Genomic DNA, 11995 nt, shown 5'->3' with positions numbered 1-11995 from the left:
GTTCGGCATGGATTTAACTTATGAAGCTAAATACCACCAGCTGGAAGAGCAGCACTGGTGGTTTGCCAGCCGCCGCGACGCAGTGTACGACCTAGTCAAAAGCCTGAACCTGTCCGCTTCCGCCGCTATTCTGGAAATTGGCTGTTCCGGCGGCCCCCTGATGCAGCGCTTACGGACCGCGGGCTACACCGATATCACGGGCATCGACGTGAGCGAGCCTGCCATTGAGCTGGCTCAGGCCCGCGGCGTGCCCCATGTTTCGGTGATGGACGGCGCCGCTCTAGAGTTTGCCGATGCCCGGTTCGACCTGGTTATTGCCTCCGACGTGCTCGAGCATATTGGCGACGAAGGCAAGGCCTTGCGCGAGTGGGCGAGGGTGCTTAAGCCGGGTGGCCAGTTACTGGTTTTTGTGCCCGCCCACGCCTATCTCTGGAGCGAACACGACGTGGTGAACCACCATTTCCGCCGCTATTCCCGCCACGGACTGGTTGCGGCCCTCACCCGGGCCGGCTTGCGCGCCCAGCGCAGCTCGTTCTGGAATGCGGCCATGTATTTCCCCACCGCCGCCTTGCGGCTGGGGCGTCGGCTCCTGACCGGGCCGGCTTCACCCGAGCCCAAGGCCGGTGCTACCGGCGACCTGCATCATTTTGCCGGGCCCGCCAACAGCCTGCTGTTGCTGTGGGTGAAAGCCGAAAACCGCTTGTTGCGTTACTTCAACCTGCCTTTGGGAGTAAGTGTATTCGCGTTGGCTCAGAAGCCCGCCTGATGCCCTGCCCACAGGCTCGACCCTACTAGTTCGCGTGGAGTTATCCGTTATTATCCCCATTTACAACGAGGAGTCCAACATCGGCGAGCTCTACCAGCGCCTGCTGGCCGTGCTGGAGCCCATGGCCCTGCCCGGTGGCTTCGAGTTAGTTTTCGTTAACGACGGCTCGCGCGACCAGTCGCTGCCCTTGCTACTGACCCTGGCTGCCCGCGACGAGCGAGTGCGCTACATTGACTTCAGCCGGAACTTCGGCCACCAAATTGCCGTGACGGCGGGTCTGGACCGGGCTGCGGGTGAGGCCGTCGTTATCATTGACGCCGACCTGCAGGACCCGCCCGAACTCATCCCGCAGCTATACCTGAAAATGCGCGAAGGATACGAAGTGGTGTACGCCAAACGGCGCTCCCGCAAAGGCGACAGCGTGGCTAAAAAAATTACTGCCCGCCTGTTTTACCGCGTGCTGGCCAGCATCACCCACATCTCCATTCCCGTGGACACCGGCGATTTTCGCATTATTTCGCGCAAAGTAGTCGAAGGGCTGCGGCTTATGCCCGAGCAGAACAAGTTCATCAGGGGCCAGATTTCGTGGATTGGCTACCGCCAAACGTTCATCGAGTACGACCGGGCGGAACGGGCCGGCGGCGAAACCGGCTACACCTACCGCAAAATGATACGCCTAGCGCTGGACGGTATCACGGCTTTTTCAGATGTGCCGCTCAAAGCCGCTACCATCGGCGGCTTCGTGGTGTCAGGCGTTGCTTTTTTGGTGGGCATCTACACGCTGTATTCGCGCTTTGTGACCCACGACTACCAGCCCGGTTGGCCGTCGCTGATGGTAAGCATATTGTTTTTGGGCGGGGTGCAGCTTATTTCGGTGGGCATCATCGGCGAGTACATGGCCCGGCTATCGGCGAATGTGCGCCAACGGCCACTTTATCTGATTTCAGATACCAATATTCCCGCTATCCCCGTGCCGGGCCGGTAAGGGAGTAGCCGCGGCAACGGGAGTAGTAGTTTTGTCATTACCCCCGCCCGCCATGCTTCAGCTCCAGAACTACATCAACGGCCAGCTCGTGGCGCCTTTGTCGGGCCGCTACCTCGACAACATCGAGCCCGCCACCGGCCAGGTCTACGGCCAGCTGCCCGACTCCGGCCCCGCTGATGTGGCCGCCGCTGTGCGCGCCGCCGAAGCCGCCCTGCCCGCTTGGCGCGCCCGCTCGGCCGAGGAGCGGGGCCGCATCCTGGTCAAAATAGCTGCCCTCATCGACGCCAATCTGGAGCGCTTAGCCCAGGCCGAGAGCCGCGACAACGGCAAGCCCCTGAGCCTGGCGCGCGTGATGGACATCCCGCGCGCCGCTTCCAATTTTCACTTCTTCGGCACGGCCGCCGAGCATTTTGCCACCGAAGCGCACGTGCAGGAAGGCGTAGCCCTGAACTACACCGTTCGCCACCCCATCGGCGTAGTGGGCTGCATTTCGCCCTGGAACCTGCCGCTCTACCTCTTCACCTGGAAAATTGCGCCGGCCCTGGCCGTGGGTTGCTGCGTAGTGGCCAAACCGTCGGAAATCACGCCCGCCACTGCGTTTCTGCTGAGCGAGCTGTGCCAGGAAGCCGGGCTGCCTGCGGGCGTGCTCAACATTGTGCACGGCACCGGGCCGGGCTGCGGGCAGGCCATTGTGGAACACCCCGGCATCAAGGCCATCAGCTTCACGGGCGGCACGGCCACCGGCCGGCAGCTGGCCCGCACCGCCGCACCCCTGTTCAAAAAGCTCAGCCTGGAACTGGGCGGCAAAAACCCCAACCTTGTCTTTGCCGACTGCGACCTGGCCGCCGCCGCCGCCACTAGCATCCGCAGCAGCTTCGCCAACCAAGGCCAGATTTGCCTGTGCGGTTCGCGCATCTTCATCGAGCGACCAGTGTACGAGGAGTTTAAAGCCGAATTCCTGCGGCAGCTAAAAGCCCAAAAAGTAGGCGACCCGCTCGAAGCCGACACCAAGCAAGGCGCTTTGGTGAGCGAGGCACATCTGAATAAGGTGCTGGACTACATCAAACTGGCGCACGAAGAAGGCGGCACGCTGCTGGCCGGCGGCCACCGCGTCACGCTGCCCGGCCGGTGCGCCGAAGGCTATTTCCTGGAACCCACCGTGTTTGAGAACTTGCCCCATGACTGCCGCACCAACCAAGAAGAAATATTCGGCCCGGTAGTCACCCTCACGCCTTTCGACACCGAGGACGAAGCCATAACCTGGGCCAACAGCACCGACTACGGCCTGTCAGCCACCATCTGGACCACCAACCTCACCCGGGCGCACCGCGTGGCGCAGGCTCTGCACAGCGGCATCGTGTGGGTCAATACCTGGCTACACCGCGACCTGCGCACGCCCTTCGGCGGCATGAAAAACTCCGGCATGGGCCGCGAGGGCGGCCTGGAGGCACTGCGGTTTTTCACCGAGGCGCAGAACGTGTGCGTGAAACTTTGACTATGAATTTACTCCCTCATACACGTCCACCAGTGGCACCTGGCAGCCTACGCTGCTCAAGTCGAGCACGGCAGCGGGGTCGCGGGTTTCCATAAACAGCCAGTAGCCGTTGGGTTGCCGCGTGTATAGTTCTGCCAGCTGGGTTTGCGAATCCAGCATCAGGTATTGCTGCAGGCTGGGAATCTGACGGTAAAGCATGAATTTCTCGCCACGGTCCTTGTCGGCCGTCGATTCGGATAGCACTTCTACCAAAAGCGTGGGATTGAGCAGCGTTTCAGGCTTGCGGGTTTCATTGAAACTGGGCGGGCCGCAGACCACGGTCACGTCGGGGTACACGTAAGCGTTGCCGTTGAGAATCTGTAGTCGCTGGTCGCTGCCCACCACGGCGCAGCTTCTACCGCGCAGCTGGCTTCCAAGTTCTACGGTCAGATTGGCGCAAATGCGGTTGTGAGCATAGCTAGCCCCGGCCATAGCCCGGACTTCGCCATAGTAGTACTCATGTTTCTCTACCGCTTCGCATTCTAGGCGCAGGTAGTCATCGGGCGAAACGAGGATGCGGGCTTCGGTTTGGCTTGCTGACTGGCTCATAATACGGCGGAACTAAGCGGTTTACCCAAAAGTACGACCCCAACCCCGCTCGTTGCCTTACCTTTGCGGGCCAAACCACCCGCTTGCCCCGAATGCCCCATTCCGCCGCTGATTACTACGCCCATCCCACCGCCATCCTCGACGAGGGCTGTCAGATAGGCCAGGGCAGCCGCATTTGGCACTTCAGCCACGTCTGCGCCGGCGCCGATTTGGGCGAGCAGTGCAACCTGGGCCAGAACGTGTTTGTTGCCGACGGCGTGACCCTGGGCCGCAACGTGAAGGTGCAAAACAACGTGAGCCTCTACGGCGGCGTAATCTGCGAAGACGACGTTTTTCTGGGCCCTTCGGTGGTGTTTACCAACATTAAAAACCCGCGCAGCGCCGTGCCGCGCAAGGGCGCCGGGCAGTACCAGACCACCTACCTGGAGCAAGGCGTGACGGTGGGCGCCAACGCCACCATCGTGTGCGGCGTACGGTTGGGGCGCTACGCCTTCGTGGGGGCGGGCAGCGTAGTCACGCACGACGTTCCCGCGTATGCCCTCGTATACGGCACGCCTGCCCGGCCGCAAGGCTGGATGAGTGCCTACGGCCACCGCCTCGCCTTCGATGCCACTCGCCGGGCTACCTGCCCCGAGAGTGGCGAACATTACGAGCTGAGCGCCACCGGGGAATCGGTGCGCTCACTCGCCAAAAACGAAAAACGAACCTCGAAAAATTAAGTACGTGTACGACCAACTATTGCGCAAAGAGGCCACCCTGGCCGTCATCGGCCTCGGCTACGTGGGCTTGCCCATCGCCCTCGAATTCGCGAAGCAATTAAAAGTTATTGGCTTCGATATCAATGCTGGTCGCGTGGCCCAGATGAAGCAGGGCATCGACCCCAGCGGCGAGCTCGAAAAGAAGGATTTCGACGGCTGCGACATCACCTTCACCGATTCGTTGGAGGTGCTGCGCCAGGCCCAGTTCTACATCGTGGCCGTGCCCACGCCCATCGATGAGCACGCCCAGCCCGACCTCAAGCCCCTGCTCGGAGCTTCCGGCTCGGTGGGCAAGGTGCTGAAAAAAGGCGACTACGTGGTGTTTGAAAGCACCGTGTACCCCGGCTGCACCGAGGAAGACTGCATCCCGGTGATGGAGCGCCTCTCGGGCCTGAAATTCCCCACTGATTTTAAGGTGGGCTACTCGCCCGAGCGCATCAACCCCGGCGACAAGGAGCACACCCTGCGCCGCATCGTGAAAGTGGTGTCCGGCAACGACGAAGAGGCCCTTGATACCGTGGCCAAAGTGTACGAACTGGTGGTGGACGCCGGCGTGCACCGCGCCAGCAGCATCCGCGTGGCCGAGGCCGCCAAAATCATCGAAAACACCCAGCGCGACGTCAACATCGCGCTGATGAACGAGCTGTCGATGATTTTCGACCGCATGAACATCAACACCTACGAGGTGCTGGAAGCCGCCGGAACCAAGTGGAACTTCCTGAAATTCTCGCCCGGTTTGGTGGGCGGGCACTGCATCGGCGTGGACCCTTACTACCTGACCTACAAGGCCAAGGAGCTGGGCTACGATGCCAAAGTCATTCTTTCGGGCCGCACCACCAACGACAACATGGGCGCCTACATCGCCCGCAAAACGGTGCAGATGATGATTAAGAAGGGCAAGGACGTGGCCAAAAGCCGCGTATTGGTGATGGGCGCCACCTTCAAGGAAAATGTGGAAGACATCCGCAATTCCAAAGTGGCCGACGTCATCCAGGAGTTGAAGAACTTCTCCGTTAACGTTGACATCGTGGACCCCCACGCCAGCTCCGACGAGCTGCACCACGAATACGGCTTCCGCCTGACCCACAACGACGACGTGCGCACCGACTACGATGCCGTGATTGTGGCCGTGAGCCACGCCCCGTATGCCGCCAAAGACGAGGCCTACTTCCAGTCCATTACCGCCGACAACGCTGTACTCGTAGACATCAAAGGCCTGTACCGCGGCAAAATGAAGGACCTGCAATACTGGAGCCTGTAATTATTTGGCTGTTAGCTGCAAGCTTTTAGCTGTTAGCTCCATCTGGGAGCGGCAGTTGATAAAAAGCTGACAGCTAATGGCTTTCAGCTAATGGCTAACAATATGAAAATTCTCGTGACAGGTGGCGCGGGCTACATTGGCTCGCATGCGGTGGTTGAGCTGGCGCAGGCTGGCTACGAGCCGGTGCTCATCGACAACTACAGCAACTCGCAGGAGTCGGTGCTGGAAGGGCTGCGGGCCATTCTGGGCTACGAGGTACGGTGCTACGACATCAACTGCGCCAATGCCGACGCGCTGCGCTGGGTGCTGAAGCAGGAAAGCGACATCGCCGGCGTCATTCATTTCGCCGCCTTCAAGGCTGTGGGCGAGTCGGTGCAAAAGCCGCTGGCTTACTTCCAGAACAACGTGGGCTCGCTGCTGACTTTGTTGAAGGTAATGCCCGAGTTTGGCGTTGAAAACCTGGTGTTTTCCTCGTCCTGCACCGTGTATGGCGTTCCCGATGCCTTGCCCGTGACGGAAGCAACGCCCACCAAGCCGGCCTCCTCGCCCTACGGCCGCACCAAGCAGATGTGCGAGGAAATCGTGCACGATGTGTCGGCGGCGCCGGACAACAAGCTCCGCACCATTTTGCTGCGCTACTTCAACCCCATCGGGGCGCACGAATCGGCCCGGATTGGCGAGCTGCCCTTGGGCGTGCCCAACAACCTCGTGCCGTTCATCACCCAAACCGCGGCCGGCATTCGCGAGAAACTGACCATCAATGGCAGCGACTACGACACGTCGGACGGCACCAACGTGCGCGACTACATTCACGTAGTGGACCTGGCCAAAGCCCACGTGGTGGCCGTGCAGCGCCTGCTAGACCGCAAGGCCACCGACACCGTCGAAACCTTCAACGTGGGCACGGGTCATGGCAATTCGGTGCTGGAAGTGGTGCAGGCTTTCGAGCAGGCCAGCGGCCAGAAACTGAACTACAGCATTGGTCCACGCCGGCCCGGCGACGTGCCCGCCATCTACGCCGACGCCACCAAGGCCGCGGAAGTTCTGGGTTTTAAAACCGAAACGTCGTTGCTCGATTCGCTGGCCAGTTCCTGGAAGTGGCAGCAAACACTGGCCGATAAGAAGTAATCAAAACGTCATGCTGAGCTTGCCGAAGCATCTCTACCGCACAAGCAATCAATTTTAGTATTGCGGTAGAGATGCTTCGGCTCTGCTCAGCATGACAAACCATTAAATCCTATGAAAATTCTCATCACCGGCGGCGCCGGCTTCATCGGCTCCCACGTAGTTCGGTTGTTCGTAACTAAGTACCCGAACTACCAGATTCTCAACCTCGACGCGTTGACGTACGCCGGCAACCTGGAGAACCTGCGCGACATTGAAAACGCAGACAATTACTGCTTCATCAAGGGCGATATTTCGGATCAGTCGTTTGTCGACCAGCTGTTTGCCAACGAGGAGCCCGACGCCGTGATTCACCTCGCGGCCGAGTCGCACGTAGACCGCAGCATCACCGACCCCATGGCCTTCGTGAAAACGAATGTCATCGGCACCGTGAATCTGCTGCACGCGGCCCGCAACCTGTGGCAGCCCGGTGGCTACGACGGCCACGTGTTCTACCACGTGAGCACCGACGAGGTGTACGGCTCGCTGGACTTCGGCCCCGAGATGTTCACGGAGGAGACTTCTTACGACCCCCGCTCGCCATATTCGGCTTCCAAAGCCAGTTCCGACCACTTTGTGCGTGCCTGGCACCACACGTATGGCCTGCCCATCAAGCTGAGCAACTGCTCGAACAATTACGGCCCCAACCACTTCCCCGAGAAGCTGATTCCGCTGGCCATCCACCGCCTGCGCACCGGTCAGCCGGTGCCTGTGTACGGCAAAGGCGAAAACGTGCGCGACTGGCTGTTTGTGAAAGACCACGCCACAGCTATTGACGCGGTGTTCCACAACGGCAAAGCCGGCGAAACCTACAACATCGGCGGCGTGAACGAGTGGCAGAACCTCAAGCTTATTGAGTTGCTCTGCGACGTAGTGGACGAGAAAACCGGCCAGTCACCCGGCACCTCGCGCAAGCTCATCAAGTTCGTGACGGACCGCGCCGGCCACGACATGCGATACGCCATCGACAGCAGCAAAATCATGAACGAACTGGGCTGGAAACCCAGCGTGACCTTCGAGCAAGGCCTGGCCCAAACCGTGGATTGGTACCTCGAAAACGAGGAGTGGCTGAACCACGTAACCAGCGGCTCTTACCAGGATTATAACAAGCAGCAATACGCTGGGCGGTAGAGGAATAAAAAAACCGTCATGCTGAGCGCAGTCGAAGCATCTTTATCGCTTTATTGGGCCGATTGAAATACTATCGAGGTAGAGATGCTTCGACTACGCTCAGCATGACGTGCTGATTAATAGTAATAAAATGTACGAAAATCCTTTCCACGAGCAGCCGCTCGACAACTTAACGTTTCTCGTCACGGGCGGCGCGGGCTTCATTGGCTCCAACCTATTGGAGTACCTGCTGAAATACGGCGTGAAAAAGGTGCGCACGCTGGATGACTATTCCAACGGCTTCCGCAAAAACCTGGCGCTCTTCGCCGATAATCCGGCCCTGGAAATCATGGACGGGGACATCCGCGACGCGCCCGTTTGTGCCGCCGCCTGTGCTGGGGTGGATGTGGTGCTGCACGAGGCGGCGCTGGGCTCCGTGCCGCGCTCCATCAACGACCCGGTGCTGAGCAACGACGTGAACGTGGGCGGCTTCGTGCAGATGCTCACGGCCGCCAAAAACGCGGGCGTGAAACGCTTCGTGTACGCGGCCTCGTCCTCGACCTACGGCGACCACCCCGGCCTGCCCAAGGTGGAAGACCGGATTGGCAAGCCGCTGTCGCCCTACGCCGTCACGAAGTATGCCAACGAGCTGTATGCCGACGTATTCGCCCGCACCTACGGCATGGAAATCATCGGCCTGCGCTACTTCAATATCTTTGGTCCGCGCCAGGACCCGGGCGGAGCTTACGCGGCAGTGATTCCGCTGTTCATCGACGCCATTTTGCAGAACCAGGCGCCCACGCTCAACGGCGACGGCGGCCAGACCCGCGACTTCACCTTCGTGGAAAACTGCGTGGAAGCCAATATCCGCGCCGCACTCGTGACGAACCCGGAGGCGCTGGGCCAGGTCTACAACATCGCCGTGGGCGACCGCACCTCGCTGGTGCAGATGTATGACATCCTGCGCGAGGAAGCCGGCTCGGACCTGGCGCCCAAGTTCGGCCCCGACCGGCCCGGCGACATTCGGGACTCATTGGCCGATATCTCGAAGGCCAACCGGCTGCTGGGCTACCAGCCGCAAATCCGTATTCGCGAAGGCCTGAAGCAGACGCTGGCGTGGTTTAAGGCCAACCAGACATTTATCCAGGAACGTAATTAGCGCGCAAGGTTTCGCGAAGTTGAAAAACAAGTTTCGCGAAATCGGCAGTGTTCAAAAACGCAGCGAAACTTAACTTTTAAACTTAGCGAAACCTTGCGCTCATGAAAGGAATTATTCTCGCCGGCGGCTCCGGCACCCGCCTGCATCCGCTCACGCTGGCCGTGAGCAAGCAGCTCATGCCCGTATACGACAAGCCGATGATTTACTATCCGCTCAGCATTTTGCTGTCGGCTGGTATTCGGGAAGTGCTGATTATCACCACGCCCCACGACCAGGAGCAGTTCAAGAAACTGCTGGGCGACGGCAAGAACCTGGGCTGCGATTTCCAGTACGTGGTGCAGGAAGTACCCAATGGACTGGCGCAAGCCTTCGTGCTCGGCGCTGACTTCATCGGTCAGGACAAGGTGGCGCTGGTGCTCGGCGATAACATTTTCTACGGCGCAGGCCTGGAGGAATTGCTGAAATCGAACAACAACCCCCAGGGCGGCGTGGTGTTCGCCTACCACGTGCACGACCCCGAACGCTACGGCGTGGTGGAGTTCGACGGCAACAACAAAGCCCTGAGCATTGAGGAAAAGCCGGCCAAGCCCAAGAGCAACTACGCCGTGCCTGGCTTGTATTTCTACGACAACGACGTGGTGGAAATAGCTAAGAACCTCGAAATGAGCCCCCGCGGCGAGTACGAAATCACGGACGTGAACCGCGAGTACCTCAAGCGCGGCACCCTGAAAGTGGGCATTCTGGGCCGGGGCACCGCCTGGCTCGATACCGGCACTTTTGAGAGCCTGATGCAGGCCGGCGAGTTTGTGAAAGTAATTGAGCAGCGCCAGGGCCTGAAGGTGGGCTCCATTGAAGAAGCGGCGTACCGCCAGGGTTTCATCGACGCCGACCAGCTCCGCGCCATTGCCGCGCCGCTGCGCAAAAGCGGCTACGGCGACTACCTGATGCACCTGCCCGAGCAGCTGGTAATGGCCGAGTAGCAGCGGCATTTAACGACGAATGAGGAATGCAAAATCCGGGCCTACTGGTCGGTTTTGCATTCCTCATTCTTCGTTAGGCGCCCTGCGTTGGGTGCGCTGCGGCTTTGGGTGATTGTGGGTGAGCCGCTGAAGACAATAAGTAGCTTTGCAGGCGCCAAATGACCTTTTTGCTGGCACTTTTTCGGTTTTAAAACCCTTATCTAAAGCCGGCTGACTAGCAGCTGGCTCCTCTGTATATGGCCAAAGCGAGAACTGTTTTTTTCTGTCAATCCTGCGGTGCGCAATCGTCGAAATGGATAGGCCGCTGCCCGTCCTGTGGCGAGTGGAACACTTACGTCGAAGAAGTTATTCAAAAGGAAACCGTGGCCACCACCACCGGCCAGTGGAAGCCCGCCAGCACCGTGCCCGGCGGCAACCTCAAGAAGGCCGCCAAGTCGGTGCCGTTGGGTGATATTCTGGCCGAGGACGAGCCCCGCATCATCACCCCCGACGGCGAGCTGAACCGCGTGCTTGGCGGCGGCCTCGTGCCCGGTTCCATCGTGCTGATTGGCGGTGAGCCCGGCATTGGCAAAAGCACGCTCATGCTGCAAATTGCCCTGAGTCTGCGCCAAATGAAGGTGCTCTACGTGAGCGGCGAGGAAAGCGAAGCACAGATAAAAATGCGGGCCGAGCGCATGGCCGACGGCCAGCATTCCGGCTGCTACATCCTCACCGAAACCAACACCCAAAACATCTTCCGGCAGATTGACCAGGTGCAGCCCAACATCCTCGTCATTGACTCCATCCAGACCATGCACTCCACGCTGGTGGAAAGCGGGGCGGGCAGCGTGAGCCAGGTGCGCGAGTGCACGGCCGAGTTCCTGAAGTTTGCCAAAGAAACCAGCACGCCGGTGCTGCTCATCGGCCATATTACCAAAGACGGCAGCATTGCCGGCCCCAAAATCCTGGAGCACATGGTGGATACTGTGCTGCAGTTTGAGGGCGACCGGCACATGAGCTACCGCATCCTGCGCACCACCAAAAACCGCTTCGGCAGCACCTCGGAGCTGGGCATTTATGAAATGCAGGGCGATGGCCTGCGCCAGGTGAGCAACCCCTCCGAAATCCTGCTCTCGCAGCGGGGCGAGAGCCTGAGCGGCATGGCCATTGGGGCCACGCTGGAGGGCAACCGGCCGCTGCTGGTGGAGGTGCAGGCCCTGGTAACGCCCGCCACCTACGGTACCCCGCAGCGCAGCAGCACCGGCTTCGACGCCAAGCGCCTGCAAATGCTGCTGGCCGTGCTGGAGAAGCGCGCCGGCCTGCGCCTGGGCCAGCACGACGTGTTCCTGAACATTGCCGGCGGCCTGCGCCTCGACGACCCCGCCCTGGACATGGCCGTGTGCGCGGCCGTGGTTTCTTCCCTCAACGACGTGCCCATTCCCGGCAATGTGTGCCTGGCCGCGGAGGTGGGCCTGAGCGGCGAAATCCGTGCCGTGTCGCGCCTCGACCAGCGCCTGGCTGAGGCCGAAAAACTGGGCTTTCGGGAGATGTACGTGTCGCAGTTTAATGGCAAAGGACTGGACCTCGCCCGTTTCGGTTTGAAAGTTCACGCCGTGAGCCGGCTCGACGAAGTGCTCGACGGTTTATTCGGCTAATCGAATAGCAGACGGATTATCAGTTGCTGAGTGCAAGCCCAAACCGGAGATGCCAGAGCAACAAGCACAACTGCTTGAAAAATGATATTCAGCTG

11 protein-coding genes are annotated in these 11995 nt (G+C 60.1%); 10 read left to right on the top strand and 1 reads right to left on the bottom strand.

All coding sequences use genetic code 11. The features are described 5' to 3' along the window. Nucleotides 1-7 precede the first annotated feature (7 nt). Genes BEN47_RS00350 through BEN47_RS00340 form a run of 3 tightly spaced genes read left to right on the top strand, consistent with a single transcriptional unit; the run spans nt 8 to nt 3246 of the window. Complete coding sequence (locus BEN47_RS00350; protein WP_070724224.1) at nt 8-766, top strand: class I SAM-dependent methyltransferase; 759 nt, start codon at nt 8-10, stop codon at nt 764-766. 34 nt (nt 767-800) lie between these two features. Next, nucleotides 801-1751: a glycosyltransferase family 2 protein gene (locus tag BEN47_RS00345; RefSeq protein ID WP_070724223.1), complete on the top strand. Its 951-nt coding sequence runs from the start codon at nt 801-803 to the stop codon at nt 1749-1751. 52 nt (nt 1752-1803) lie between these two features. Next, nucleotides 1804-3246, top strand: coding sequence for an aldehyde dehydrogenase (locus tag BEN47_RS00340; RefSeq protein ID WP_070724222.1), 1443 nt, complete (start codon nt 1804-1806; stop codon nt 3244-3246). Here the strand turns inward: BEN47_RS00340 and BEN47_RS00335 are convergent, their stop codons facing one another. Then, nucleotides 3247-3834 (bottom strand): Uma2 family endonuclease, encoded by a 588-nt coding sequence (locus tag BEN47_RS00335; protein WP_070724221.1) that lies wholly within the window; start codon nt 3832-3834, stop codon nt 3247-3249. Between the two features lie 92 nt (nt 3835-3926). Between BEN47_RS00335 and BEN47_RS00330 the strand changes: the two genes are divergently transcribed. From BEN47_RS00330 to radA, 7 genes are all read left to right on the top strand, one after another. Continuing rightward, nucleotides 3927-4553 (top strand): acyltransferase, encoded by a 627-nt coding sequence (locus tag BEN47_RS00330; RefSeq protein ID WP_070724220.1) that lies wholly within the window; start codon nt 3927-3929, stop codon nt 4551-4553. 4 nt (nt 4554-4557) lie between these two features. Further along, complete coding sequence (locus tag BEN47_RS00325; protein WP_070724219.1) at nt 4558-5853, top strand: nucleotide sugar dehydrogenase; 1296 nt, start codon at nt 4558-4560, stop codon at nt 5851-5853. A 102-nt stretch (nt 5854-5955) separates the two neighbouring features. Then, nucleotides 5956-6981 carry a UDP-glucose 4-epimerase GalE gene (galE, locus tag BEN47_RS00320; RefSeq protein WP_070724271.1) on the top strand — a complete coding sequence of 342 codons (1026 nt, stop codon included), beginning with the start codon at nt 5956-5958 and terminating at the stop codon, nt 6979-6981. A 111-nt stretch (nt 6982-7092) separates the two neighbouring features. After that, nucleotides 7093-8148, top strand: coding sequence for a dTDP-glucose 4,6-dehydratase (gene rfbB, locus BEN47_RS00315; protein WP_070724218.1), 1056 nt, complete (start codon nt 7093-7095; stop codon nt 8146-8148). Nucleotides 8149-8278: 130 nt separating this feature from the next. Next, nucleotides 8279-9286: an SDR family oxidoreductase gene (locus tag BEN47_RS00310; protein ID WP_070724217.1), complete on the top strand. Its 1008-nt coding sequence runs from the start codon at nt 8279-8281 to the stop codon at nt 9284-9286. Between the two features lie 101 nt (nt 9287-9387). Next, complete coding sequence (rfbA, locus tag BEN47_RS00305) at nt 9388-10266, top strand: glucose-1-phosphate thymidylyltransferase RfbA (RefSeq protein ID WP_070724216.1); 879 nt, start codon at nt 9388-9390, stop codon at nt 10264-10266. Between the two features lie 236 nt (nt 10267-10502). After that, nucleotides 10503-11900 (top strand): DNA repair protein RadA, encoded by a 1398-nt coding sequence (radA, locus tag BEN47_RS00300; protein WP_070724215.1) that lies wholly within the window; start codon nt 10503-10505, stop codon nt 11898-11900. Nucleotides 11901-11995: the final 95 nt, after the last annotated feature.

This window comes from Hymenobacter lapidarius (assembly GCF_001816145.1).
GTDB lineage: Bacteria > Bacteroidota > Bacteroidia > Cytophagales > Hymenobacteraceae > Hymenobacter > Hymenobacter lapidarius.
Note: the sequence above shows the minus strand (reverse complement) of the source record. Positions and strands in the feature narration are given on the sequence as shown.